The sequence below is a fragment of the Methanosarcina vacuolata Z-761 genome, assembly GCF_000969905.1.
Taxonomy (GTDB): Archaea; Halobacteriota; Methanosarcinia; order Methanosarcinales; family Methanosarcinaceae; genus Methanosarcina; species Methanosarcina vacuolata.
In genome coordinates this window covers 1,274,706-1,300,730 of the sequence record NZ_CP009520.1, presented here as the reverse complement: position 1 = coordinate 1,300,730, position 26,025 = coordinate 1,274,706, and the positions used below count along the sequence as shown (strand labels likewise).

Below are 26,025 nucleotides of genomic sequence, written 5' to 3'. Positions count from 1 at the left end.
TACGTCGGAGAGTAACGAAAACTGTTATTGTCCCAAGCGCATCTGGAAAATTAAAAGGCAAAAACTGGACCCGAAAAAATGATTATCGGAATTGATGATACCGACTCAAACGAAGGAATGTGCACAACGTATCTTGGGGCTCTGCTGCTGGAAGAACTTCAGGCCTACGGAACTGTAGAGACCCGTCCACTCCTTATACGCCTGAATCCGACTATTCCCTATAAAACAAGAGGAAATGCTGCAGTAGCGCTGAAACTTAAGACCGACTGCCCTGAAAAAGTAATTGCTCATGTTGTGTCCAGAATAGAAGAATTTGCACGTATGGAATGCGAAAAAACTAATCCCGGCGCGGTTTTTATCCCGGAAAAAGCTTACGGAAAGCTCAAGCCCGTCCTCAGGAATTTTCTGGAGAAAGCCGTAAAGGACGTGATTGAAATAGAAGAGGCAAAAAGCCTTATCTCGGAATCCGGAGTTCCTTCAAAGGGCTTCAAAAACGGAAGAGGACTGATAGGAGCCCTTGCGGCATGCGGGGCTATGCTTAACCTCGAAGAATGGGATCATACTTTCGAGTACCTGGCATACAGGCAAAAGGGAAAATGGGGAACCCCACGCGAGATCGAAAAGGGAAGTTTCTTTGAGGCTGACAGGAAGACTTATCCTGATACCTGGGACACTGTAGACCTTAAAAATAGACTTGTTGTCTGTGTTCCTCACTCGGCAGATCCCGTACTCTTCGGCATCAGAGGGAAAAATCCGACCATAGTTACAAAAGCTGCATCCCTGATCAAGGCTGAGCCTGTTGAACGTTTTGCCATATACAGAACAAATCAGGGTACTGATATGCACCTGATTTCCGCAGAAAGCATTGCAGAAATAAGGGATATGCACTCTTACACGCTCGAAGGTACAGTCTCGACAGCTCCAAAAACTATTCACGGAGGACACGTTATTTTTCCCATCCAGGACAAGGAAGAAAACGAAATTGACTGCGCAGCCTTCGAACCCACAAAGAACTTCCGGCTGCTTATAAGGAAACTCAGGCCTGGAGATAGAATTGTAGTATCTGGAAGTGTAAATTCCAGAACTCTCAACATCGAAAAAATAGAGATAAAAAAGCTTGCTCCCCTTTACAGGGAAGAAAACCCGGTATGTCCAACCTGCGGAAAACATATGAAATCATCAGGCCAAAACCAGGGCTTCCGCTGTAAAAAATGCGGAACTCAAGCCACCTCAAAAATCCTGTGTGAAACAAAAAGAAACCTTACAGCAGGATTATATGAAGTCCCGCCCTGCGCCCGCCGACATCTTGCAAAACCCCTGGTAAGGGAGCAGAAATCTGATATCGAGAGTCACCCTGCCCGCTAAGAAAAAAATAGAGCTAAAAAAGCCAGAGCTAAAAAAGCCCTTTCAACAAATTATAACCACAGAAAAGCTGCCAATTTATAAATCAATCCGCTTGACCACACCCGCGTACCGTTCGATCACGCCGTCGCTCAGGGTTTTCGCTCAAGCCTTTTTTGAAAAGGCTTGCACGAAAGCAGTTTTTAAAAGGTCATGGAAACCAGATGGGGATTAGGAGTAACTTAGTTGGGTGGCACCGGAGGAGCATTTCTTTTATGCTCACTTCTCTCTATACGGTTCATGACTGAATTCAGCTGTTCTGCAGAAATCCCTGGAGTCTTCAGAATAGTCTCAGGGTCTTCGTTCTGCTCAAGCCTTTTGAGTACCTCATCTACTTTTAAGTAAGAGATTCCCAGTTCGGCTTCATCTGTCTGGCCTGCCCAGAGACCTGCTGAGGGTTTTTTGGTGATAAGAGAGTCGGGAACCCCTAGCCTGCGAGAAAGCTCCCATACCTCGGTTTTGTAAAGTCCGCCAATGGGTTCGAGATCAACGCCTCCATCTCCGTATTTCGTGAAGTAGCCGAGCAAGATCTCGGTTTTATTGCCGGTTCCTATAACCATACGGTTCATACGGTTTGCGTGGAAGTAGAGAAGAGACATCCTGATCCTTGCTTTCAGGTTGCCCTTGGAGAGCCGGTCTGCGGATTCACTCTCAGGGACTGCAGCCATGAAAGCTGAGATAATTCCTGAAATGCCAATAGTCTGAAACTCAATTCCCAGCCAGTCTGCAAGAGTTTTTGCGTCTTTGCTGTCTTCAGAAGTGGTAAGACCGGATTCGGGCATATGGATTCCGAGCACTTTATCTTTCCCCAGAGCTTTTACGGTAAGCGTTGCGGCAAGGGCTGAGTCTATTCCCCCACTAATGCCTACAACAGCTCCGTCTACACCTGCTTTACGGGTTTCATTCCGGATAAAATCAATAATTCTGTTCTGCGCGATTTCAAGGTTCATGCTGTCAATTCCTTGGTACTCATCAGGCATATAATTCAAAATGACCTTAAGATCCTAAGAATTCAAGATCCTGAGGTCGGAGATTCGAAATACATCAAATTTAAATCACTATTCAGATTTAAATGACTATTCAGATTTAAATGACTATTTTGAGGATTAAACAATTTTATACACAGAAGTTCCAGATATATAAAACCTCAGAGGAAAAAATAGAGTTATGGTAAACTTATTTAATAAATGGAAGGTATAGGGAATAATATATGCAGGTAATATAATATAAATAACTGATTATCAAATGTGTCTCTAACAATAATTAGTTATCAAACGCACTTCTAACCAATAACTGATTATCAAATGTATCTCTAACAATAATTATGCCTTTAACAATAATTAGTCATCAAACGCACTTTTAACCAATAACTGATTATCAAATATGTCTCTAACCGACAAATTATTATTCGGATAGGTTACAGGCTATAAAGGGGGTTTCTCTGGATAGGAAGACTTGACAGAAAATTCAAGGTATAAAATCCATTACAAACCCTTCGGGGTGAAAATCTACCTGACCAAAGGCATTGAAATAAAAAGACATCTAATATACAAAACGGGTAGCTCCATAATATGCAGTCCGGAGAAATCGGAAAAACCCGGTGTCCATCAATTTTATGCAATTATTAAAGTAAAAGTTCTAATCAAAAAGACAACTATTTTCGGGATGATCTATGGAAGAAATACAGTTGAAGGTTGAAAAAGCATATCCTATCGACCTTGGAAGAGGAATTATCCGACTTGACCCTACAACTTTGCTGAAGCTTCAGCTCTCGCCAGGCGACATCGTGGAAATAAGAGGTAAGAAAAAGACCACGGCAAAGGTATGGAGAGCTGACAGGCAGGACTGGGACCAGGGACTCGTAAGAATTGATAACTTCATCCGGCAAAATGCAGGTGTTTCCATAGGAGAGAAGGTAACTATCAAAAAGGTTGAAGCCCCGGAAGCAAAAAAACTTGTTCTGGCACTTCCGGAAAGCATGACACAGGGGGGACCTGAACTTCAGTTCGGGGAACATGCAAATGAAATCATAAAACGGCATATCCTCAAAAGGCCGGTTTTTAGGGGAGATATAATTCCTATAATAAACTCGATGTCTCAGCCAATGACAGAATCCCTTACTACAAGCCAGGTAATCCCTCTGGTTGCTGTTGAGACTGAACCTTCAAACACAATTGTCCTTGTTACGGAAGAAACACTTATCGAACTTCGTAAAAAACCGGTACAGGGGTACGAAAAAGCAACCCGGGGCGTGACTACTTATGAAGATATAGGAGGCCTAGGGGCTGAAATCATGCGTGTCCGGGAAATGATAGAGATGCCCATGAAGCATCCTGAACTTTTCGCCCACCTTAATATTGAGCCTCCGAAAGGAGTCATTCTATATGGTCCGCCCGGAACCGGAAAAACCCTGATTGCGAAAGCCGTAGCCAATGAATCTGGAGCAAGTTTCCATTATATTGCCGGCCCTGAAATTGTAGGGAAATTCTATGGAGAAAGTGAAGAAAGGCTAAGGAAGATCTTCGAGGAAGCAACTCAGGATGCTCCATCAGTCATTTTTATTGACGAAATTGACTCCATTGCACCAAAAAGAGAGAATGTAACAGGGGAAGTTGAAAGGCGTGTGGTCGCCCAGCTCCTGACTCTGCTTGACGGGATGGTAGAGAGAGGTCAGGTCGTGGTTATAGGAGCTACAAACCGTGTGGATGCGATTGACCCGGCACTTAGGAGGCCAGGCCGCTTTGACAGAGAAATCCATATCGGTGTGCCTGATACTAAAGACAGGTATGAAATCCTTCAAATCCATACCAGGGGTATGCCCATAGAAAGGGATGAGGAACCAGAGGAGCTCGAAAAAGTCGAAACCGAAGCTGATGAGGCTGCCCTGGAGAGGGAAAGGAAAGAAAAGGCAGATAAATATCTGATGTCTCTGGCTGAAAGAACCCAGGGGTTTGTAGGCGCAGATCTGCTGGCTCTTGTACAGGAAGCTGCCATGCGGTGCCTCAGGGAAAATCTGCCTGACCTTGATCTTGAAAAGGAAGCAATTCCGCCTGAGAGACTGGAAAAAATCGTTGTAACCAAGAAAAATTTTGAAGATGCCCTGATGGAGGCCGAACCCTCGGCTCTTAGAGAAATTTATGTGGAAATGCCCAACGTTAGCTGGAATGATGTTGGAGGGCTCGATGAAGCAAAGCAGTCCATTACTGAGGCTGTGGAATGGCCCATCAAAAATCCGGAAAAGTTCGCTCGTATGGGCATAAAAGCTCCAAGAGGAATCCTGCTTTACGGCCCGCCAGGAACCGGAAAGACCCTGATAGCAAAGGCTGTTGCCAAAGAGTCAAATGCGAACTTCATAAGCGTCAAAGGGCCTGAGATTTTCTCAAAGTGGCTTGGAGAATCGGAAAAAGCTATAAGGGAGACCTTCAGGAAAGCCCGGCAGGTCGCTCCCTGTGTGATTTTCTTTGATGAAATCGATTCGATTGCTTCTATGCCAGGAATGGAATCCACGGACAGCCACACTTCAGAGAGGGTGCTTAACCAGCTCCTGACCGAGATGGACGGGCTTGAGTCCCTTAGAGATGTGGTAGTGATTGCCGCAACCAACCGCCCTAACCTTCTGGACCCTGCAATCCTGCGTCCAGGACGCTTTGACAGGCTGGTTTACATCGGTTCTCCTGACCGGAAAGGCAGGCTCAAGATATTCAGAATCCATACAAAGGGTACACCCCTTTATGAAAATGTGAACCTTGAAGCCCTTGCCGATGAAACTGAGGGTTACGTAGGCGCCGATATTGAATCAGTTAGCAGGGAAGCCGTAATGATTGCCCTGAGAGAGAACTTCGATGCAGAATATGTAGAAATGAGACACTTCAAAGAAGCTCTGAAGAAGGTAAAACCCACAATTACGGAGAATATTGCTCAGTTCTACGAAAAGATCGAGGCGCAGTTCAAGGGAGGCCAGAGACTCACAGAAACAGCTGGCTATGTCGGTTACAGGTAAAGTTACAGACTAGAATTTCATGTAAGGGTTACTGGTAAGAATTAAAAGTAAGAATTAAAGGTAAGAATTTAATCCAGTAACTCTTTAGAAGATTAGTTTTAAAAGGAAAAAGTTTTAAAGATCCTGGTTTCAAATGGAATAAAATATTCGAAGTGGAAAGCCAATTTTACCCAAACCGATAACATACTGCCAACGGAGATACGATAAAAATGTCTAAGGAATTTGCAAAGAACCTCTTTAACAAGCAGGTAATGGCTACCGACGGAACAGAAATAGGAACGTTGAGTAACGTTGTAGTCGAGATTAAAGGGGGAAATATTATTGACATGGTGGTTGCCCCAAATGTCAATTTAGATCCTTCCAGGTACAGGAAAGCAGATAATTTTATCCTCATTCCTTTCGATTCCGTAAGTGCCATTAAAGACTATATAATAATAGATAAGATGAAAGCAAAAATAAACTAAATAGGAGGAAAGGGACAAAAATTCCTTTCCTTTAGGACATTAAATTTGTTTTCTTATTTTTCTTTTAACAGAGGAACTCTTCTTTTAGTTCCGCCTGTTTTCATTGAAACTTGCTTTCTATAAAACCTAGTGTCATGAAAATTTAGTTATTAGTAATCTAATGAGCTCAAAATCGTTATATGCTGACGAGAAACTACCACTATTATGATCAACAATTAAATTGCCAAGACACTAGATTCGGCAGGTTAACGCAACTAGAGATATATATTTTCATATTTCTCTCCCATTAGACTCAATATTTTCCAGTGAATCTCTTCCATATTCAGTATTTCTGACTTTTTTTTCCCTTTTTTCTGCGTTATAAGTTCTGTAATTCCCTGAAACTTGAAAAATATCCATCTCATTGTTGGTCTTTTTGTTGGTTTCCCTTTTTGATCTGGAACCGTTTCATTTTCTTCTTCTAACTTTGTCCTTAATTTCCATTCTGCAATTGCATAAATCATTAAGCAGAGAACCATTATCATTGTCAACGCTTCAATTCTTGATTTATTCTTGAGATACACCTTCGATATGCTAAAGGTATCACTTTTCAAAAATCTGAATCCTTTTTCTACTTTATCCTGTCCTTTGTAATACTTCAGCATCTCTTCAGGAGAAAGACGGATATCATTACTTGCAAGAATGAAAAGTCCCATTTTTTCCATTTCATTCAAAACAAAAGCATCATTAACCTTTATAATTCCATCAATCTTATAATATGTCTTTAATTTTTCATTTTTCAGAGGGCTTCCTCTTTTACCTGCTTCACGTTTTTTAATGGTTTTCAAATCTACTTTTTCAAAAAGAACTGAAGGGAAATCTGCAATCCATTTTTCTGCTGCTTTTAATGCATCTTCTTCACAGAAAAAGTCATCTCCTGCCAACTTTTTAAGCGACTTTTCGGCTTTATCAAGCTCTTTTTCAAGCTTATTTCTGAGAGTTACCTCTTTTTTTCTTTCATTTTATGAGAGAGTAACAAAACCCACTTTTGTTTAACTCCACCATATTCCACAAAGGTTTGATAAAATGAGTATCTCTCGTCGCTTTTCAACGTTTTCAGGTTTAGATTTGCAGTTAGCAGTTCCTTTTCCTCATTAATTGTTGCAGGAACACGACTGATCCAGAATGATTTTCCTATGTTCTTGATATTATTGTCAGTGTAAAAAGAACTATCAGCTACATAGTACACTTTGCTTTCCGGGCTTAAAGCTGATTTGAGAGAATTGATTGCTTCCAGAATTGTGCTTTTGTCTGAAGAATTCCCTGAATGGGTGTTCATGAAAAGTGGTATTCCATGCTGATTAACAATCAAACTCAAAACAAATTGTTTGAGATCCCATCTTCCGTTTTTTGGTATTCCAAAAGTAATATCAATATACTCAGTTTCCTTGTTATCATAATCCCCAAAAACACATGCTTGAATACGTAGGGCAATTTTCAGAAAAAACAATAGCAAGGAAAATTATGAAAATTGAATGGGCATTTGCGGAAAGTCAGTATTAAATCTAGATGAGGAAACAATTAAAGTACTGAGATTGATGGGAGAAGAATACGAAAAATATTATGCGTGAAAAAATAGTGCGGAAAGTAGGATTCAAAAAACTTATAAAACTTATTATAAACCAATTTTACCAAGTTTTATTTTCTTGAATTACTGTTTACGTTCCAAAAAGGATTTCGAAAGCTGTTCTCTTTGTTTTGCTTCCCATACTTTTTTTTCAATAACTTTACTCTCTTTATAAATTTTTTCAATTGATTTGATGTAATTTTTCCCATTTTCACTTATTTCATAAGTGCCGTGGTGTGTTTTTTCCACAAGATTGCTATCTTTTAATTCAGTTAAATGATTGGCTAGCGCCGATTTTTTGAGATCTATCTTTTCAAGCAACGTCTGAAATGTCAAAGGCCCGTTTAAAAGAAGGATTAGAATCCTGAATCGGTTAATATGAGAAATTGTTTTTAAAATAGAAACGATATCCTCTGATGAATTCATTAAAAACTCTTGAGATAGCTCTAAATCGCTTTTTTTATCCATAACTAAGTTGTTTTTTTAATTAAATAAATATCTTTTCTACAATTACTATCTCGAAATATCTCATTCTCAAAATACTTGTTCATAAAAATATGGAATAATATTCCATTAAAGAGTGAATTTTTAATAATATGAAATCCAATTTATATCTACAGTCAATTATGCTGCTTACGCATCAAATACAACTCAAATACAACTCAAACACAATAAACAACAAATTGATACATATTTTAAACAGTTTTCAGTTTTTATCTCACTGGGTTTCAGTTCAATTGCGTAAGTAAAAAGTTAAAGGAGAATTTAACATGGAAATTAAATTAAAAATCGTGGAAGAACATCAGGTAGCTAGCATTTCTCATGAAGGTCTGGTAGAGGAGATGGGAGAAATAATAGGAGAATTAGCAGGATGGATCAAACAAAAAAGACTCAAAATTACTCAACCTCCTTTTGCGGTATATTATACCAGCCCAACAGAAGTGCCGCCAGAAAAAATGCAATACGAGATTGGTATACCCTTTCAGGGAGATACAAACGGCGATGAGAGAGTAAAAATAAAAATTATGCCAAAACACAAAATTTTATCAGCTATCCACAAAGGTCCCTATGCAGAAATAGGTTCAGTGTACGCTGAGATGATGCAGCACATTATTGAAAACGGTTATGAGATGATAGGAGCTCCACGAGAGGCTTACATTAACACTCCGAGGGAAGTGCCTGATAACGAGCTCCTGACAGAGGTTGTATTTCCTATTATAAATTTAGAAACTTATAGAGGTTCAAGCGGTGATTTAAATTTAAGAGGACAACCTGAAGAGCTCATAAAACAAGAAAATCCCATTAAGATTTCGCCAATTGGATATGTAAGGAAAGATGGCGTGAAGACATCCCTGAAAATTATTGACAAATACATTCCCGGCTTAAAAGAATTAAATAATTTCAGTCACGTAATCGTGCTCTGGTGGGCAAATATGATTGACAATATTGAATATCGAAATGTGCTTCAGGTCTATCCTCCATATTCTCTGGATAGGCTGACCGGAATATTTGCAACTCGTGCAGAATACCGTCCAAACCCCATATCAATAACAACCTGCAGAATAGAAGATGTTAACGAAAAAGAAGGGATAGTACATGTATCCAATCTTGATGCTTGTGATGGAACTCCTATTATAGATTTAAAAGCTTATTTCCCCTCATTTGACAGAGTAGAAAAACCAGAAGTCCCCAGATGGCTTTCTTTTCTCTGGCCAGAGTGGGCATATGGCCAATAAGGATAAAAAGCAAGTAGTTAATAGGGGGTTAAATTAAAGTGTACTCTCGAGAAGTACATTTTTTATTTCTTTTTTTGGAAGAACCCATATGGCTACCAATAACTTTCCAAAACCCCTGAAAATAGAAATCATTGATGAAAACCCCTTGAAATTAATGGGATGTGTTTATTATGGTAATCCATTTCATTCAAAAGAAGAATGGAACGTAGAAAATGAAATCGGATTGCTCTGGAAGCGTTTTTATAACCTTTATGAAAAATATGATGAAAAGCTTGAGAAAAATGCGGTAAGCGAAGTCACTTATGAGGCACATATTCAACCAGATGACTATGATGAAACTGGAAAATTCTACGTATACGTAGGCCTTGAAGTTAAAGAAACCGGTGAAATGCCCCTAGAGATGTTTTGCAAGATTTTTCCCTCCACTAAATACGCAGTATTTACCTTCAAGGGAAGAGAAATGTTCAGAGGAGGAGAATTCATCTGGAAAAAGTGGCTGCCTAGTTCTGAATACGAAGAAGCTTATCCCTATTTGATATTAGCTTATCATAAAAACCGTTACTTTGGACTGGATAACGAAAACTCAGAAGTTGAGTATTATATTCCACTAAAATTAAAAAATGACTAATTTTTCAATATTCTTGCTAGTTCTTCATTATTTTTATATTTATCTTTTAATGTTTCTTTGTAAAAAAAGCTTGTAATTTTCGTTTTAGTCTAAGGAGTAGTCACAGAACAAATTATGTACAGGTTTCGATTGAATGTCTTGATTTTTCAAGATCTTTATCATCAATTGAAAAATTAACTTTATAATTAATCTGTATAATCTATTTTGTGACAGTTACTAAATTCACAATTTTACAGTTAACTGTGTAAAATGTAGATAAAGTATGGAATAAGTAAACAAATGAAAGGTGATCAAATAGTGCTTAAAAAGAGTCAAATATGATGCTGATTTTCTTAAAGAAAACATGATGAGCCCAAACTTGATGAAAATCATTGAGGAATTGTCAGAATCTTTAAACCTTGAAAAAGGAATGCGAGTACTTGATCTTGGCTGCGGAAAAGGACTAACTTCAATCTTCCTGGCAAAAGAGTATGATGTCACAGTTTTCGCAACTGAACTCTGGATCAGTGCAACCGAAAATTATGAAAGAATCAAGTCAATGGGACTGGAAGACAAGATAATTCCAATCCATGCTGAAGCTCACGATTTACCATTTGCGAATGAGTTTTTTGACCTTGCGATATGTGTTGATGCCTATAACTATTTCGGAGTTGAAGAAGACTATTTGACAAAGTATCTTGCTCCGCTTGTAAAAAAAGAAGGACAAATAGGAGTCGAAGTTCCGAGGTTGAAAGAAGAGTTCACAAACGGAGTATCAGTGGAGTTACAGCCGTACTGGTTTGATGATATGAACAGTCTCCATTCTTGCGACTGGTGGTATAACCTCTGGAAAAACTGTGATTCAGCAAGTATCCATGAGTGCAAAGAGTTACAATGTTTTTAAGAGGCACGGCAGGACTGGCTTTCGTGCGACAACGACTATGCTCGCAGGGATATTGGAATGATGGAAGCCGAAGATGGAAATTATTCTAATCTGGTTGCAATCGTGGCTACTAAATTGTGAATTTAAAATATTTTGAAGAACTCTCGCCTGATCTTTTGGCTCAGGCATATAATCATTAATTGTTGCCTTCCTGGCAACTAATAAATACACACGAATAAGAGAAAGGGAAATGTATGCGAGTTTTTGAAAGGCCTGGTCCAGTTAACACAGATGAAATTGTTAACCTTGTTGGAGAAAAATCAAATTTTGTTAAAGATATTGTTGTTGCTTCCATAACTGGAGAGAGCGCTGTAAAAATTGCCCAAAATATTACCAATAAGACCATAATTTGTGTTACCTGTCCTCAGGGTATGTATTGGGAAATAGATCAAATGGAAAAAGATGTTTTTAGTGACATTCCTGAGCTGAAGGATATAAAAAATAATTGGGTACAAGAGGGATTACACCGTGTTCCTATGAGCATTACCGAAAAAAACAGAGTTATACTGGATCAACTTAATGTAAAAATAGTTCAGGGAACAATTCCTTTTTTCGGACCTAGTTTTTCTATGAGATTACATCTTCGCCAGGTCACATCCCTCGATGTTATAGCAAAAACCCTTGAGCTAATTTCCCCGGGGACTTTAGTCTGCTTGGAAAGTGTATTGATGTCAACTGATGCTGGAGTTGTTCCTGAAGGAGAGCTTGTGCTAGCATGTGCAGGTACTGAGAGAGGGCTTGATACCGCCTGGATAATGAGAAGTTGTGCCTCGGCAAACATGTTTCACCCTTCAAAAGGATTCAGGTTTGTTGAGTTACTGGCAAAGCCAGGAATTGCTTTACAACCGGATATAAATATTGAGTATTTGAGATAAGGGATCAGCGTCCATAGCTGACTCCAAATCATGTGACATCCGATGTCAGCGCATTTATCGCTATATCCTATCAATAGTGAGACGTGTCGCCATTCCAGAAGCCATCATTTCAAGAGAGGATTCATAATGAAGATTTATCAGGTTGATGCATTTACGGAAAAAACGTTTTCGGGAAATCCAGCAGGCGTATGTGTTCTAAATAAGAAGCTGGACGAGAAATTAATGCAGAACATAGCTCGTGAGATGAATCTGTCAGATACTGCATTTCTTTTTAAAGAAGGTGAGGGGTATAATCTAAGGTGGTTTACCCCAAATGCGGAAGTCGAATTATGCGGGCACGCAACACTGGCAAGTGCTCATATTCTGTGGGAAAAAGGGTATTTAAAGAAAGATCTGGAGGCAAAGTTCAGCACAAAAAGCGGTCTATTAACAGCAAGGATGAATGAGGACTGGATTGAACTGAATTTTCCAGCATTAACTGAAGAAAAAACAGAATCCCCAAAAGATTTATTGGAAGCGCTTGGGACTCAAACAATCTACGTAGGGAAAAGCGAGTTTGATTATCTGGTAGAAGTCGAATCCGAAGAGATAGTCAAAACTATGAAACCAGATTTCATGAAACTTTTGAAAGTCCCCACAAGGGGAGTAATTGTCACAAGCAGATCCAGGGCGTATGACTTTGTGTCAAGATTTTTCGCGCCAAAAGTAGGTGTATCGGAAGATCCAGTTACAGGATCGGTTCACTGCTGTTTGGGACCCTACTGGCAAAAAAAGCTGAATAAAAATGAGTTCGTTGCATATCAGGCGTCTGAACGCGGGGGCATCCTGAGAGTAAAAGTTGCCGATGACAGGGTTTTAATTTCGGGAAAAGCAGTAACAGTGCTGGAAGGAGAATTACTGATTTAAATAGAAAAGGCTGCTGAGCATAACAATAAACTCCTGTTCAGGGCACTGATAGCAAGTTCAGCATGGACAAAGTTTTGAGCGGAACTAAGTATGCAATGCCATATTCCTTATATAAGGTAGATATTACCGCCCTCCAAGGACTAAATCTTACAAGCAAAAAAACCCCACCTCAGTCTTAATGTTTGGGCAGAGCACCTTGAATCCTGAGCCATCATACAAAATAGACCCGGAATATGAATATTTTTGGTTTAGCAAGATGAATCGTAGTTGAAAGGAGTCTGCTGATTAATGAGAGCGAATAGTATAAACCACTGGGATATTGTTGCTGAAACTTATAGTGAGAAAAACAATCGGGGAAGAAATTTTAATTCTCAGATATACCTGGCTGCCGTAAATGAATTATTAGGAAACGTAAAAGGAAAACGCATTCTCGATGCAGGATGTGGTGACGGTTTTTTTTCGTTAGAACTTGCACAAAAAGGAGCGTTAGTTACAGCTGTAGATAGTTCTGAAGCTATGTTAGATATAGCAAAACACAAGCATGTCCATGATAATCTTCAATATTATAATATGGATTTGACCAGGAAGTTAACTTTTGAAGATAAATCGTTTGACATTGTTGTGGCAAATATGTTGCTAATGGATATTCCTGAGATTGAATCACTTGTTTTTGAAGTAGACAGGGTACTAAAAAAACCTGGGACTTTTATTTTCTCAATAACACATCCATGCTTCTTTTTAAGTGACTGGGAGGAAAACGAAAATAACATAAAAACATACAAAAAAATTGGAAATTATTTAGAGGAAAGGGTCGAAGAATTAAATTTCTGGGGCAAAACATTGCATTATCATAGACCGTTATCAAGGTACATAGAAGCAATTGAAAAAGCAGGAATGTACGTGAGTTCACTTAGAGAACCGGTTCCTCCAAGAGAATTAATAGAATTGTGCCCGGAAAAAGAGTATCATTGTAGAATTCCCTCATTTGTAGTAATTATGGCAAAAACGGTTTAAGAAAACACATCCGAATTCGTATAATGACGTCCGAGGTGTAAGATATATCGGCACAGCAAACCAAATACGTGCCCCTTAATAGTAATTTAAGAAGGGCCAAGCATTATAGATTATAATGAAATCAGTGAAAAAAAATGTGAATTTTATTTATTTACAAGAAGGGAAATTGAGTGGAAGTATATGGTGGTCTTCAATTTGAAAGGTTTACGGAAGAGGATGTTGATATCCTTACACCCATAATGAAAAGAGCATTTGATGAGGATACTCAAAGGCATTTAAATCAACCAACTGGAGGCCCTGATGGCTATGATAACGGAGATTTTCTACGCGAATATGCTCTGAACCCCGCGTCTCAAGCATATAAGGTTTCTAAAGAAGGCAAACCAATAGGCGCTGTAATAGTCTGGATAAAGGAAAATAATGTAAACTTCTTAGGGAATATTTTTCTTGATCCTGAATTCCAGGATAAAGGATTAGGGTTGATAATTTGGAAATTCATCGAATCGAAATATCCTGATACTGTAAAATGGTACACAGATACGCCAGGTTTTTCCAGAAGAAACCATAATTTTTACGTAAATAAATGTGGATTTAAGGTTGTAAAAATTAAAAATCCCAGAGACAAATATAACGGAACTTATATCCTGGAGAAACATATGAAATAATCATCATTGGCTGTGTTAGTTATAGTTCTATGAATATTCAAGAAAGTGTAAATTAGACGTGATTTAAGACTTCCATATCTATGCTGTATTAATTGACCATTCTTAATTGACCATTCTTAGTTGACCATTCTTAATTGACCATTCTTAATTGACCATTCAAACCGCAAGATCAAAAGAAAATAATTTTGAATTTTGGGGTCGTCTCATTTACTACTGGAAGGGATGATTTGTGGGAATTGATTATAATGAACTGGCAAAAAAATACGATTTAACAAGAAAAGAGAACATAGACACAGTAAACCGATTTTTGGAAAATCTGTCTTTTTCTGAAGGAACGAACATACTTGATTTTGGTTGTGGAACTGGCAACTTCACCTGTGCTCTGAAGCGGATAACAAATGCTAATGTGTATGGTGTTGAACCTGCTGACGAGATGAGACAAAAAGCCATTGACAAAAATACGGATGTCATTTTCGAAAAAGGCAACCATGAAAAAATACCATTTAGGGACAACTTTTTCGATTTTATATATATGACTGATGTAATACATCATGTACCGGAAATTAGAATAATGTTTAAAGAGTTGAATAGAGTACTTAAACAGAGCGGCTCTCTCTGTATTGTTACCGAATCCCATAAACAAATAGAATCAAGGTTCTGGGTAAAATACTTCCCAACAACCGTAGAAGTGGAAAAAAAGAGATACCCGGATATTCCTGAAATAATAGAAAGTGCCATTAACAATGGTTTTGTATTTTTGAAGAAAGAGATTACAGATGTAAATCACAAGCAGGCAATCTCTCATAATTTTTTAATATTAGTAGAAAATAAAGGATATTCTATGTTCCATTTAATCAATGACAGTGACTATGAACGCGGCCTTGCCGATTTAAGAAATGACTATAATAAACAGGTTGAACTTGAGTATAACCATGGAGAGACATTTTTGTGGTTTAAAAAGCCATTTAAGGACTGAAGGTTCCAGATATGCAAGATTTTCCAGACTTTATGAAAAGTAAAAGTAACCATATCAGCAGTAAAGAGCAAAATACTGAGGACATCGACGGCTATTTTTACGAAGGTTCAGACGGCAGCCAGATGGCATTCTGGACCTGCTATTCGGCCAGGGTTTCTAAGAAACATGCACATGAATTTGATGAGTACATGGTTTGTGTTAGCGGCCAGTATACGGCAATATTGAATGGTGAGGAGTTTGTTCTTAATCCCGGGGATGAGTTATTCATTCCTAAGGGGACAGAACAATGGGGAAAATGTATTGCAGGAACGAGAACTATTCATGCGTTTGGGGGGAAACGGATTATGGGAGCTGAAGAATAAGGAATTTGTAAAACTCAGGGTTCTTGATAGCTGCGTTCATTATAGTGCTGCAAGACAGTCTATTAGCAAAAAAAGTCTTTATTGTCTCTTATATTCGTGACCCTCTGCGCTCCCGTTGTAATAAAGCTCATGCTATACTCGCTCCTGAAATGTTTAATCTTTATGCTGAAAGATATAATTGGCAAGAATGGTTAATGATCTTATCAGGAATCTCTTCAGGTAAGAGCGTTGACCAGATTATAGCAAGTCTTTCCCAAAACGCACATGATATTCTTCGAATAACATGCACAACCAATGATTGATCATTTGGAATTTGGAAATTAAGAGACGCTATTTTGAGTTTAGGGACAAGTTTTTTGTTAATCAATATCATAATGAATTTGTCAATCAACATAATGGAATTATCAATCAACATAATGGAATTGTCAATCAACATAATGGAATCGTTTAAAGAATTTACAAGAATTTGCAGCTACTATCATGGCAACTTAGTTATGATACATCAATACATAGCCAATACTTCATCTGTAGTCCCGTTCTTAATTATAATGATCCATAACTAAATTGCTTAAACACTACTATAATTCGTTGATAATTCGTTGATAATTCGTTGTTGGATTACATCGTTGGTTTGTCTACTCATCTCACAGCATATCTTAAGGACCTAAAAAATGAAAATATTTTCCGCTATTATTCTATCTATCATTTCATTTACCATCCTATTTATGTTACTGTCACCTGGAATAGCTGGAGCAGCAAACCAAAATGATATTAACCAGGAGCTTCAGCAGGGAGGTATAATTCACCTTCCTGCTGGAACTTATGTTTTGACAGACTCAATAATTCTTCAATCTAACACTATTTTAGAAGGTGAACCCGGAACTGTAATCACAATTCCAGACAACGCCGGATGGCCTGCATGGAAACCATTAATCTCAGGAAATGGTGTTCAAAATATCACAATTCAAAATTTAGAAATTAATGCGAACAGTAACGGAAATTCCGAAACTCCGCATGGTGCAGGGTATTATAACTGCATCTATATGATCGATTGTGATAATGTACAGGTTTATAACTGCACTTTTCACGATGGTCTGGGAGATGGCCTGAGAATTAAAAGAAGTAAAAATATTGAATTTTATAATAATCTTGTTTACAGACTCGGACATGAAGGCTTCTTTGGAATTGAGAGCCAGTATATTGAATGCTTCAATAATCGAATAACTACAAGAACAAACAGTGGTCTCAGGATCTGGAACTCTGCAAATGTCAGATTCCATGATAATGTTATAGATGCACAATTGGATGCTGGCGGGGGTGATCCTGGCATCCAGATAGAAGATTCCAACGGCACTGTAGGTAACGTGGAGATCTATAATAATGTCCTTAATAGAACATGGGGAAAAGGTGTCTGGTTAGTTGCCTATGATGCAGGAGTCTCAAACACTCAAGAGATTCTGATCCATCACAATTTATTCTATGAAACAGGACAGAGTTATAATATTCCATCTACAGGAGGCATAGTCAATGATGGGTTCAAGGGCACTCAGATTTATGACAATGTTTTTGATGGGGTGAAAAATAACGCCTTTAGAAATCAAGATGGAGGGCAAGGTACAGTAATAAAAGATAATGTTTTTACAAATACAATTCAACATGCTGCAATTTCTCAGACGGGAACAGGATATGCGATTGCTGATCTTGCAGGAGCAAACCTTTCTGTAACTAACAATTCTTTTTACAATAATGAAAACGGGGATGTGTATCAAACAAGTAGTTCTAATGCCGATTTTAGAGATCCTGAAACTCATCAGACTTCTTCAGGCTGGACCTGGACGGGCTCAACGTGGACATGCAAGGCTGTAAAACCAATGGAATTAGGCTCTATTCCACTTACTACAACCATCAGGTTACGACTAATGGCAATAATATATAGTATATTGTATTGTAAATTCTTCGTTGTATCCTGAAATGATTTCGCAGATTCAAGACTACTTGAAAGTTAATATACAATACAACAGCAGGCGACTCAAAAAATTAAACTTGAGTTAATTCCAATTCCATTTTGATACTATAGAATGATCATGTAAAATGAACCAAATTCGAAGTTGAATAAAATGGTGAGTCATTTGTACAAGATGAGCTCGTCCCAAAACCAATATTATTTCCACATCAGTAAGTGTTTCAGGATTATTTTTCAGAATCATAAGCTCTATTGATAATCCAGAATACAATATTCAGAGAAGCAATTTTGAGTTTTGGGATCGGCTCGATATATAACTGCAATAAAAGAAATTAAAACCGCGAAACAATTTTGGGATAAAACATTAAGTTTCACTTTGGGATTGGTTTAAGTACTTTTTCACCAGATCCGTGTCTTTAAGCAACTTAAAACTCACAAATCCTCCGGCAATAATATTCGTATAAAATGTAAAAGCTCTCCATGCTGCCACTGTAATTCCAAGAATACTTGCTGGCACAAAGATTGAAAAGAGGGAAATTGCAGCAAGTTCTGCCACACCACTTGCACCTGGGGTCAAAGGCATGACTATGATAATCATGAGCAGAACCTGTACTGCGAAAGAAATGAGGACTGAAGGAGCCTGATTAAGGCCCATAAGAGTTACCGGGAGCGAGGAAAACTCCACTATCCAGTATATGACTGTGAATATCAGCCCATAATACAGGCCTTTACGCCCTTCTGTTAGAAAGACATTTATGCTTGAATGAAATTCGTCAATTTCCCTGTCAATCGATCCTGATAATTTCTGCAGTTTGTCTCCTATTTTCTTACCACTAAAACGTCCAATCCATTTCATAAGGCAATTTATTACGAGCTTAATAAAGCGAGGTTTCATGGTTGCATATATCATGAGGGCAAAGACAATTATTGAAAGGACTTCTCCTAGTATAATCACAGTATCCGTTCTGGGATCTGACAGTACACCACGGAGAAAATACAGCGAAAAAGGCACAGCTAACAGGATCAATAGAGCGTCCAGTACACGTTCTCCCAGAATAACTGCAGTAGCCTGTCCAACCGGCATATTTCTCTGTTTCAGGAGATGAATTCTCAAAGGTTCTCCACCTATTGAAGAAGGCGTAAGCGCTGCAACAAAAGTACCGGAAATTACCATTTCTATAGAAGTTTTAAGATCTATTTCATGCCCCAGTGCAGATGCCATTGATTTTATGCGCAGTCCCCAGATAAAAAAAGAAAACAGGTGGATAACAAGCGCAGCTATTACATATCCGGGCTTGATCTCCCTGACAACTTCAATTGTTGTCTTATCAAGAGTAAAGATGAGAACAAACACTATTGAAATTATACTGATCAAAATTGAGCTTGTTATCCACTTTGTGTGATTTTTCATGAAAACACAATCCATTAGACCTTATTCAGAATTATTCAACTGCAATAGTCCACTATTCAACTGCAACAGTCCATTATTCAACTGCAATAGTCTATTATTCAACTGCAATAGTCTATTATTCAACTGCAATAGTCCACTACAACACCCTAATTATACTTTTTGACTTATCTTACTGTTTGATTCAAGGAGTTCTTTGAACGTTGCAGTAGGATCGAGTTCTTTAGATAGTTGTTTCATAATTTCAACCTTCTGGTGGATCTTTTCATCTTTTAAAAGCTCTTTTATCGACCGAAGGATCTCTTCTGGAGATGCGCTGTAATCCAAACATTTGCCATAACCTTCAAGGCCAATCACAGCAGCATTACTTTCCTGCTCACTATGGTTCATATCCGGAAACGAAAGTACTGGAACCCCGAAAGTAAGAGCTTCCATTATAGTGCTATGTCCTCCCGGGGCAATCACAAGATCAGAAGCCTTGAGATAAGGGAACTGATCATTAATAAAACGCTTAATTGTAACATTTTCTGGAAGGTTTGAGAAAACATCAGGATTCAGGCTCGGTCCCGAAAGGAGAGTGTAATTTATGCTTTTGTCAAGTTTTGCAACTTCGATAACCTTTCTGAATATGGGCTCTCGATATCCAAATCCCCCGATTAAAGATAATACATGGGGTTTTTGCAAGACTTCAGCTTTCACATCGCTAAATTTTTCAAGGATCAGAGGGCCACTGAAAAACAGATTTTTGGAAACCTTTTCTTCAAAAGCAAGATTTAGCCGGCATACGGTATAAGGCATTGGGAAATCCGGAATTACTATCCTGTCAACTCTTCTGAAAATGTAGCTATAAAACTGTTTAATTATTCCGCCCAGAGTTCTTAGGGCAATGCCCCCATTTTTAAAGAAAGTTTCCATGTTTGACTGATTAACTATGAGGTAAACAGGAATTCCGCTGACTTTAGAGGCAACTACTCCTGTAAAATAACTATCTGAAACCACAATATCAGGTTTCTTTTCTTTTAATAAGCTCAGGACCTTGAAAATGGCAAAAACACTCCCGTTTTTCAGGGTGGATATAATTGATCTTTTCAGGTTCAGAGAACCGGACTCACCTACAAGTTTTATTTCCGGGGGTATTTCAACGGCCTTGTATCCTTTTCTCTCGATAAACTCCTTTGAATAACCATATGCTCCTAAGTAAACTTCATGGCCTGCAGCTAACAACTCCCGGCCCAATGCGATACAGCGGCTGGTATGACCTAACCCTTCACCGCATATAAAAATGAGTACTTTCATCCTTGAACCTCTTTTTAAAAACTCGAATAGCTAAGAAATAAGAAATAAAAGCGAGTAGAATTCCGCCAATCATATCCGTGATCCAGTGTATGCCAAGATACAGTATTGAAAAAAGGATGAAAATGGTTGTTACTACCGCAAAAACCTTGTAACGCCTGAGATCGGTCTTGAAAAGTATAAACATCGTTGCCATTACCGAGAGTGCAGCATGCAGGCTTGGGAAGCAATTGTTAAGACCGGGACTACAGATAGTTACTATCCCCAGGATGGCCGGATTCAATTGATATAGCAAAGGAACCATTCCTGGCAACACATGCCCTGTCACATCTACTGGGAAAAATATGTAAAAAACGTAAGCTATCAAATATATAAGCGTGAAAGAAATTACATATTCTTTAAGAGTCTCATCATCCTGGCTAAACAGGAATAATATAAATGTAAAGATTAGAAGGAACGGAAATCCGACCAGATAAACTGCTCCGCAAAAGTATGTCAGTGTTGGATTGGCCAGGCTCTGGAAAATACTCACTTTAGTACCTTCCAGCATCAACATATATCTATCATAATTAAGAGAGGGACTGAGACCCAGGAAGTTTGAAATTTCTCTTTGTGAATCCATAAGTATAAAGATGAGTGTCGCCGAAGCTACATAAGGTAGAATATCTGAAATTCCAGACGACCCAAGGTTTCTATAATAATATTTGGGCCGAAGAGGTTCCGGCACAAAAATATAATAGCCTGCAGGTACTGAAAATATAAGAGACAGCATTATCATAAAGTCTAAGTGATTTAAGAATGTCATTTAATGTGCGCCTCAATGTTTGAATACATTAATCTAAAAACAGATAATTATGAAATATCTCTCACTGTTATTCGGTTCATTAGGTTTTTTACATAGAATAAAACAACTATATATTAATTGTGGAGAAAAAAGCTACACTTTCATCTTTTTTAATATGATTGTATTTGTTGGCCAGTACGGCTTATTTCTATGAGTAATTTATTCACTTCTCTGTCATGTTGGCCAGTACGATTTATTTTTATGAGTAATTTATTCACTTCTCTGTCAATTCCCGTTTTATCCCAAAACGATTTTGTTTTTTAGTTTCTTTATTACAGTTGTATATTGTATGCAGGCGACCCACTATTTTACTTCAACTTCGAACCTGTTTCTTTTACACGATCATTCCACAGTACCAGAATGGAATAGAATTTACCAGTGTTTAACCTTTTGCGGCGCCTACTGTTGTATCGTGTATTGGACTTTCAAACGTTTTAAATCTGCGAAATTATTTCAGGATACAATCCTGGTTCCCAAATATTAAGCGCACATGTGAGTAATGAAACTCTGTGAGGTTAATTGATCACGATTTTAGAATTTTGCGGCATGGGTATATGCTTAAATTTAAGCGCAGATACCGATATCAGGAGACATTTATCGCCTAAAAATGCGGAATTTAGATACACAACAATTAATTGGGATTTTAGTAAAAAAATTAAAAAAAAGAAGGATTAAGAAAATCCTTCACTCAGAGAATTTACCTGTTCTTCCTGACGATGTAGAAGACTAACAGAAGTCCGAAGACTGCTGGGATAACCCCAAAGCCAGGAGATTTGTTCTGTGTTTCAGTGGTGTTGTTTGCAGCAGCTGATGTATCTGGAGTTGTTGGAGTCTCCATGTTTGTAGGAGTGCTCGCGTTTACATCTTGAGTTTCTTCAGTGCTGTTCACAACTGGAGTTGAAGTAACACTCATGTTATCGGTAACTGTTGTGTTATCGATGCTGGTTGTGTTACCCAGAGTGGTTGTAGCCGTTCCGTTACCAATGGTCTCCTCAACATATGGGTAGTATCTGAGTACATTGGAGTCGGCGACCTTGAAGTACATTCCCTCTCCGATTTCCTGGTTAGAGTCTTTAGTCAGACTGAATGTATCATCATTGCTGATGGTAATGGTTGGACCGTTGATGGAAACATCGTTGAGTTTGCCGAATTCGTCGTCAGTGTTGATCTTTATTGCGTTTGCGTAGTCAATGAGCCAGAGGCCATCGATCTGTGCAATGCTGTCGACTGCGCCCTGGAATACCTGGTTGACATGTACCTTCAAGACAGGAACATTGTCTTCTCCCTGAACGTCGTCAACTTCACAAGTCCAGATATGATCACCGGAGTCAGTTGAGACAATCTCGTCATCGACGTATTCTCCGTCTTTGTCGAGCTCGAGCCAGACTTTGTTTCCGTCAACATCTACCTGCTTGGCCTGGAGAGAGTACCCATCGCCGAGGTCGAGTGTTTCGCCGGTCTTGAGAGTGTACTTGTCGTCACTGTCAAGAACGAGTTTGGCAAGCTTGCTGGCGTCGGTGGATTTCAGTGGGACATACTTCTGCGCAAAGAAGCCGAGAACTGGGTACGTTCCGTTGAATACATCATCGGCATTATAATCAACCTTGCTTACAGTGGTGCTGTAGTTGAGGCCGTTTTTAGGAATAGTTCTTCCGTTAACGCCAGAAACACTCAGAGTTTCGGTTCCAACGTTCTTCTTCAGGTCGTAGAAGAATCCAGCAAAGTTGTCTGAAGTCCAGGTGTAAGACTGTGTGCCGGAAACAACGGTTCCTCTTACATCATAGGTTCCAGAAGTTGTTTGCTGCTTGTAGGCATAGAACCTGAGATCATTGGAGTCAGCAACCTTGAAGTATAACCCTTGCCCGATTTCCTGATCAGAGTCTTTAGTCAGGCTGAACGTATCATCATTGCTGATGGTAATGGTTGGGCCGTTGATGGAAACATCGTTGAGTTTGCCGAATTCATCGTCAGAGTTGATCTTTATTGCGTTTGCGTAGTCAATGAGCCAGATAGCATCAATCTGTGCAATGCTGTCGACTGCGCCCTGGAAGACCTGGTTGACATGTACCTTCAGGACAGGAACATCGTCTTCGCCCTGAACGTCGTCAACTTTGCAAGTCCAGGTATGATCGCCAGAGTCAGTTGAGACTATCTCGTCATCGACGTATGCTCCGTCTTTGTCGAATTCAAGCCAGACTTTATTTCCGTCAACATCGACCTGCTTGGCCTGGAGAGAGTACCCGTCACCGAGGTCAAGGGAGTCTCCGGTCTTGAGAGTATACTTGTCGTCACTGTCGAGTACGAGTTTGGCAAGCTTGTCAGCAGCGTTGGACTTCAGTGGGATATATTTGTCTGCAAAGAAGCCAATCACACTGTAGTTGCCCCAGTCGACATCTTTATTCTCGTATTCGGCGTTTCCGATTGTTGTCTTGTATACTAAACCGTTATCTCCGATAGTCCTGCCAGAAGTGCCAGCAACGTTCTTAATGGTAAGAGACTCGGTTGTCACGTTGTTGTCAATGTCGTAATAGAATGCTGCAAATTTGTTAGCATCCATTGTAATTGTACCGTTACCATATGCATTATTTGCAAGGATATCGGTTAAACTTGAGCCATTGTACACAGGGCCGCGGATCTCAACTGTACTCGCTGCTGAGGTTGTATTATCATCAGCCATTGCGGCGGATGCAAATACAGTCAGAAGCATGAGAGCTGCCAGTGCACTGGCTACAAATCTCTTCATTTTGTTGTTTCCTCCATATTTGTTAAGATCTATTATATGTAAGAAGAATTATCGGGATCAATAATTTAAGGGGGTTTACCACTCTTCACCAATTAGAGCTACATATCACGTCTATTGTCGAAGATTGTTTCGTTTCTCCTCATCCCGAAAATTGGTTTACAGCGTTTTATAAAATCGAGTCTTATAAATCTTTTTTGGTCCGGAATTTATGCATTATCTGGAAACATGGCATATTTTCGATATGCTCCTACGCAATTTTGAGATTGAACTCGTCGACTACATAAAAATTTGATTATTCGAAGATTGTACTAATGTTCGACAATTGTACTAATCTTCGAATAATGTACCAGAATCGTTATTATGTCTAATGAAGACTGAAAACTGAAGGTTATTGTGGTGAATAATCGGGATCAACACTACAAAATATTTCAAACCTTCCTCCCTAGAAGAATGTGGCGGAACCTTCTTCCATAGGAGAATGTGGCGGGTTTTCCAAGTTTCTTCCATGTTTCCCGCCACCATAAATATTTTCAACTTTTGTTCAGTAAACGTAAGAGTTTCTGTCCTTTTTGATCCGGCTGATTTTTAAGAACTTAAATTTCAGCTGACTTCTTTATGAAATTTGAGTTTGTAATTCAATATTCTCTGGAAACGTATTTTGAATCTGGTGTATAGATCCATCCACGTTAGCTAACCAGGAGGTCTCATTAACTGATCAGGAGGTCTCATTAACTGATCAGGAGGTCTCATTAACTGACCACGATATCTCATTAACTGATCAGGAGGTCTCAATAGAGTTTAAAAACAGTGAAGTAGAGCCCAGATAACGAGACTAACTCAAAACTTTGATCACCCAGCAATACCTTATTGACGCTTTCCTTACGTTACCTGCAACATGGCTCACGATTCAGTTTAAATGTCAGATTATAAGTTTCTTAAAAAAGTATCACGTTTAACAGAAAGAATAGCTAGAAGCTGTATTTCGAGTATACTGGAATAATATCAATCAAACGACGAACAATCAAATTATTTAGAGTTTTTGAATTCCCACATTTCAATAAAACCATCAACCAGAGTATCGAGAAAACTTTCTTTGTAGCATATAAGGAGTTCTGCAATCGCGAGAGGGTCAATGACTGTGAATTTACTTATCCTGCCGGTTTTTTCTCTTTCAATTATTCCGGCTTCTACAAGTTTGTTCAGGTTCCAGGAAATAGTTGAAGGAGAGAGACCAACGGCCTGAGAGAGTTCTTTGTTATTCATATCCGGATTATTGAGAAGCTGAATAAGGATGTGTCTGCAACCGGATCTTCTTAAGAAAGACATTATTTTTCTCTCGGTTTCGCTTAAGCTCCTGTCTTTTACGAAATAACGTACATAATCTCCATCATTCGAAGCCCTTATCAGATTTTTCTTTTCCATATACTGAAGGTGGTACTGCAGGTTGCCAACTACCATCTGCAGCCTCCGCTCAAGTTCCCGGAAGTGAATACCAGGAGATTTTTTAATTTGTTCGTAAATTCTTCTTCTAGTCTCTAGTTCGAATTCCATTTTTACCTTACTCTTTTGTTATCATGGAAAGAAAAAACAATGCAAGCACTACGAAATTTAGTAAACTTCCCCAAATTTCGGGGTATTCACCTGCTTGAGGGAAAAAAATATCTGCTGCGTCCAGGAAGTTCATTACGGAATAGAAAAAAAATGCTAAAGATAAAATAAAAAGTTTCTTTCTACGTTCTCGACGATATGCAAGATGGGAGATAACAAAAAGAATTAACGCTAATAAACTTGATACAAGTTGGATTATTTGATCGGGTTCAGTCATCATAGACTTCAGTTGCCTCCGTCAATATTACATAGATCAAAGATTGAAAAGTCAACTTTTGAGACTTTTTTGATATACACTCCATAAAAAATAAGTTTGTAAATGATTTTGGGGGAATTTTATTAATATTTGATATATAGTTAACCTTTCATAGATATACCATCTATTACCATAACTTTTTCTGCTATCGTTTTTCTGAAAACCACTCTAGTTACTCAAACATATATTTTGGAAATTTTCCAAAGTTTTTGACCTTCTATCTTATTGAAAACTTCCAGCATCCATTTTTCCTGGTCTCAGGTTGGGATAATTATTGTAAATTTTATAATAACTTCTCAAAAATGATAACAGAAAGAATGTTATTCTTTTTAAGCCATCTGCGGAAAGTCATATC

General features: G+C 38.6%; 22 protein-coding genes and 2 pseudogenes. 15 read left to right on the top strand and 9 right to left on the bottom strand.

Features of this window, described 5'->3' with window-relative positions; genetic code table 11:
* Positions 1–78 precede the first annotated feature (78 nt).
* Complete coding sequence (locus tag MSVAZ_RS05575) at positions 79–1,365, top strand: tRNA(Ile)(2)-agmatinylcytidine synthase (RefSeq protein ID WP_048119077.1); 1,287 nt, start codon at positions 79–81, stop codon at positions 1,363–1,365.
* 218 nt (positions 1,366–1,583) lie between these two features.
* Here the strand turns inward: MSVAZ_RS05575 and MSVAZ_RS05570 are convergent, their stop codons facing one another.
* Complete coding sequence (locus tag MSVAZ_RS05570) at positions 1,584–2,351, bottom strand: NAD+ synthase (protein ID WP_048123733.1); 768 nt, start codon at positions 2,349–2,351, stop codon at positions 1,584–1,586.
* Positions 2,352–2,856: 505 nt separating this feature from the next.
* Here MSVAZ_RS05570 and MSVAZ_RS05565 point away from each other — a divergent pair.
* The 3 genes from MSVAZ_RS05565 (at position 2,857) to MSVAZ_RS05555 (ending at position 5,865) form a co-directional block, all read left to right on the top strand.
* Positions 2,857–3,099: a hypothetical protein gene (locus tag MSVAZ_RS05565; RefSeq protein WP_048119075.1), complete on the top strand. Its 243-nt coding sequence runs from the start codon at positions 2,857–2,859 to the stop codon at positions 3,097–3,099.
* A complete protein-coding gene (locus tag MSVAZ_RS05560; protein ID WP_048119073.1) occupies positions 3,074–5,401 on the top strand; it encodes a CDC48 family AAA ATPase in 2,328 nt (775 codons plus the stop codon). Before MSVAZ_RS05565 ends, MSVAZ_RS05560 begins: the two co-directional genes overlap by 26 nt.
* Before the next feature lie 209 nt (positions 5,402–5,610).
* Complete coding sequence (locus MSVAZ_RS05555; protein WP_048119071.1) at positions 5,611–5,865, top strand: PRC-barrel domain-containing protein; 255 nt, start codon at positions 5,611–5,613, stop codon at positions 5,863–5,865.
* Between the two features lie 254 nt (positions 5,866–6,119).
* On the opposite strand, the pseudogene MSVAZ_RS05550 reads toward MSVAZ_RS05555, so the two are convergent.
* Positions 6,120–7,315: pseudogene (locus tag MSVAZ_RS05550) on the bottom strand (IS1634 family transposase); the annotation flags it as partial.
* Positions 7,316–7,555: 240 nt separating this feature from the next.
* Positions 7,556–7,939, bottom strand: coding sequence for an ArsR/SmtB family transcription factor (locus MSVAZ_RS05545; RefSeq protein ID WP_048119068.1), 384 nt, complete (start codon positions 7,937–7,939; stop codon positions 7,556–7,558).
* Between the two features lie 302 nt (positions 7,940–8,241).
* On the opposite strand from MSVAZ_RS05545, the gene tsaA reads away from it, so the two are divergent.
* The 11 genes and pseudogenes from tsaA (at position 8,242) to MSVAZ_RS05485 (ending at position 17,525) form a co-directional block, all read left to right on the top strand.
* Positions 8,242–9,207: a tRNA (N6-threonylcarbamoyladenosine(37)-N6)-methyltransferase TrmO gene (gene tsaA, locus MSVAZ_RS18735; protein ID WP_052727894.1), complete on the top strand. Its 966-nt coding sequence runs from the start codon at positions 8,242–8,244 to the stop codon at positions 9,205–9,207.
* Positions 9,208–9,295: 88 nt separating this feature from the next.
* A complete protein-coding gene (locus MSVAZ_RS05530) occupies positions 9,296–9,835 on the top strand; it encodes a GyrI-like domain-containing protein (protein ID WP_048119065.1) in 540 nt (179 codons plus the stop codon).
* A 361-nt stretch (positions 9,836–10,196) separates the two neighbouring features.
* Complete coding sequence (locus MSVAZ_RS05525) at positions 10,197–10,718, top strand: SAM-dependent methyltransferase (RefSeq protein WP_232316225.1); 522 nt, start codon at positions 10,197–10,199, stop codon at positions 10,716–10,718.
* Between the two features lie 233 nt (positions 10,719–10,951).
* Positions 10,952–11,632, top strand: coding sequence for a pyruvate kinase alpha/beta domain-containing protein (locus tag MSVAZ_RS05520; protein ID WP_048119061.1), 681 nt, complete (start codon positions 10,952–10,954; stop codon positions 11,630–11,632).
* A 126-nt stretch (positions 11,633–11,758) separates the two neighbouring features.
* The gene (locus MSVAZ_RS05515; protein WP_048119059.1) at positions 11,759–12,538 is read left to right on the top strand and encodes a PhzF family phenazine biosynthesis protein; all 780 of its coding nucleotides are present in this window, start codon (positions 11,759–11,761) and stop codon (positions 12,536–12,538) included.
* Between the two features lie 288 nt (positions 12,539–12,826).
* Entirely contained in the window at positions 12,827–13,552 is a 726-nt protein-coding gene (locus MSVAZ_RS05510; RefSeq protein ID WP_048119055.1) for a class I SAM-dependent methyltransferase, read from the top strand.
* Between the two features lie 170 nt (positions 13,553–13,722).
* Positions 13,723–14,217: a GNAT family N-acetyltransferase gene (locus tag MSVAZ_RS05505; RefSeq protein ID WP_052727893.1), complete on the top strand. Its 495-nt coding sequence runs from the start codon at positions 13,723–13,725 to the stop codon at positions 14,215–14,217.
* A gap of 229 nt (positions 14,218–14,446) precedes the next feature.
* Positions 14,447–15,193: a class I SAM-dependent methyltransferase gene (locus tag MSVAZ_RS19290; RefSeq protein ID WP_198146805.1), complete on the top strand. Its 747-nt coding sequence runs from the start codon at positions 14,447–14,449 to the stop codon at positions 15,191–15,193.
* Between the two features lie 11 nt (positions 15,194–15,204).
* A complete protein-coding gene (locus MSVAZ_RS05495) occupies positions 15,205–15,555 on the top strand; it encodes a cupin domain-containing protein (protein WP_048119052.1) in 351 nt (116 codons plus the stop codon).
* A 119-nt stretch (positions 15,556–15,674) separates the two neighbouring features.
* Positions 15,675–15,815, top strand: a pseudogene (locus MSVAZ_RS21085) (IS110 family transposase); the annotation flags it as partial.
* 411 nt (positions 15,816–16,226) lie between these two features.
* Positions 16,227–17,525, top strand: a complete 1,299-nt coding sequence (locus MSVAZ_RS05485) for a right-handed parallel beta-helix repeat-containing protein (protein WP_052727892.1) — start codon at positions 16,227–16,229, stop codon at positions 17,523–17,525.
* A 357-nt stretch (positions 17,526–17,882) separates the two neighbouring features.
* Here MSVAZ_RS05485 and MSVAZ_RS05480 read toward each other — a convergent pair whose 3' ends face one another.
* The 6 genes from MSVAZ_RS05480 to MSVAZ_RS05450 form a co-directional block, all read right to left on the bottom strand.
* Positions 17,883–18,929 carry a lysylphosphatidylglycerol synthase transmembrane domain-containing protein gene (locus MSVAZ_RS05480; protein WP_048119045.1) on the bottom strand — a complete coding sequence of 349 codons (1,047 nt, stop codon included), beginning with the start codon at positions 18,927–18,929 and terminating at the stop codon, positions 17,883–17,885.
* A gap of 150 nt (positions 18,930–19,079) precedes the next feature.
* Complete coding sequence (locus tag MSVAZ_RS05475) at positions 19,080–20,222, bottom strand: UDP-N-acetylglucosamine--N-acetylmuramyl-(pentapeptide) pyrophosphoryl-undecaprenol N-acetylglucosamine transferase (protein WP_048119042.1); 1,143 nt, start codon at positions 20,220–20,222, stop codon at positions 19,080–19,082.
* Positions 20,194–20,997 carry a phosphatase PAP2 family protein gene (locus MSVAZ_RS05470; RefSeq protein WP_229397167.1) on the bottom strand — a complete coding sequence of 268 codons (804 nt, stop codon included), beginning with the start codon at positions 20,995–20,997 and terminating at the stop codon, positions 20,194–20,196. Before MSVAZ_RS05470 ends, MSVAZ_RS05475 begins: the two co-directional genes overlap by 29 nt.
* Positions 20,998–21,760: 763 nt before the next feature.
* Complete coding sequence (locus tag MSVAZ_RS05465; RefSeq protein ID WP_048119035.1) at positions 21,761–23,806, bottom strand: S-layer protein domain-containing protein; 2,046 nt, start codon at positions 23,804–23,806, stop codon at positions 21,761–21,763.
* Positions 23,807–24,832: 1,026 nt separating this feature from the next.
* Complete coding sequence (locus MSVAZ_RS05455; protein WP_048119029.1) at positions 24,833–25,357, bottom strand: winged helix-turn-helix transcriptional regulator; 525 nt, start codon at positions 25,355–25,357, stop codon at positions 24,833–24,835.
* A gap of 7 nt (positions 25,358–25,364) precedes the next feature.
* Positions 25,365–25,634 (bottom strand): hypothetical protein, encoded by a 270-nt coding sequence (locus MSVAZ_RS05450; RefSeq protein WP_048119027.1) that lies wholly within the window; start codon positions 25,632–25,634, stop codon positions 25,365–25,367.
* Positions 25,635–26,025 lie beyond the last annotated feature (391 nt).

Coding starts and splice junctions, on each gene's coding strand:
- MSVAZ_RS05575 (WP_048119077.1), top strand. CDS start 79: ATGATTATCGGAATTGATGATACCGACTCAAACGAAGGAATGTGCACA.
- MSVAZ_RS05570 (WP_048123733.1), bottom strand. CDS start 2,351: ATGAACCTTGAAATCGCGCAGAACAGAATTATTGATTTTATCCGGAAT.
- MSVAZ_RS05560 (WP_048119073.1), top strand. CDS start 3,074: ATGGAAGAAATACAGTTGAAGGTTGAAAAAGCATATCCTATCGACCTT.
- MSVAZ_RS05555 (WP_048119071.1), top strand. CDS start 5,611: ATGTCTAAGGAATTTGCAAAGAACCTCTTTAACAAGCAGGTAATGGCT.
- MSVAZ_RS05545 (WP_048119068.1), bottom strand. CDS start 7,939: ATGGATAAAAAAAGCGATTTAGAGCTATCTCAAGAGTTTTTAATGAAT.
- tsaA (WP_052727894.1), top strand. CDS start 8,242: ATGGAAATTAAATTAAAAATCGTGGAAGAACATCAGGTAGCTAGCATT.
- MSVAZ_RS05530 (WP_048119065.1), top strand. CDS start 9,296: ATGGCTACCAATAACTTTCCAAAACCCCTGAAAATAGAAATCATTGAT.
- MSVAZ_RS05525 (WP_232316225.1), top strand. CDS start 10,197: ATGAAAATCATTGAGGAATTGTCAGAATCTTTAAACCTTGAAAAAGGA.
- MSVAZ_RS05520 (WP_048119061.1), top strand. CDS start 10,952: ATGCGAGTTTTTGAAAGGCCTGGTCCAGTTAACACAGATGAAATTGTT.
- MSVAZ_RS05515 (WP_048119059.1), top strand. CDS start 11,759: ATGAAGATTTATCAGGTTGATGCATTTACGGAAAAAACGTTTTCGGGA.
- MSVAZ_RS05510 (WP_048119055.1), top strand. CDS start 12,827: ATGAGAGCGAATAGTATAAACCACTGGGATATTGTTGCTGAAACTTAT.
- MSVAZ_RS05495 (WP_048119052.1), top strand. CDS start 15,205: ATGCAAGATTTTCCAGACTTTATGAAAAGTAAAAGTAACCATATCAGC.
- MSVAZ_RS05485 (WP_052727892.1), top strand. CDS start 16,227: ATGAAAATATTTTCCGCTATTATTCTATCTATCATTTCATTTACCATC.
- MSVAZ_RS05480 (WP_048119045.1), bottom strand. CDS start 18,929: ATGAAAAATCACACAAAGTGGATAACAAGCTCAATTTTGATCAGTATA.
- MSVAZ_RS05475 (WP_048119042.1), bottom strand. CDS start 20,222: ATGAAAGTACTCATTTTTATATGCGGTGAAGGGTTAGGTCATACCAGC.
- MSVAZ_RS05470 (WP_229397167.1), bottom strand. CDS start 20,997: ATGATAATGCTGTCTCTTATATTTTCAGTACCTGCAGGCTATTATATT.
- MSVAZ_RS05465 (WP_048119035.1), bottom strand. CDS start 23,806: ATGAAGAGATTTGTAGCCAGTGCACTGGCAGCTCTCATGCTTCTGACT.
- MSVAZ_RS05455 (WP_048119029.1), bottom strand. CDS start 25,357: ATGGAATTCGAACTAGAGACTAGAAGAAGAATTTACGAACAAATTAAA.
- MSVAZ_RS05450 (WP_048119027.1), bottom strand. CDS start 25,634: ATGATGACTGAACCCGATCAAATAATCCAACTTGTATCAAGTTTATTA.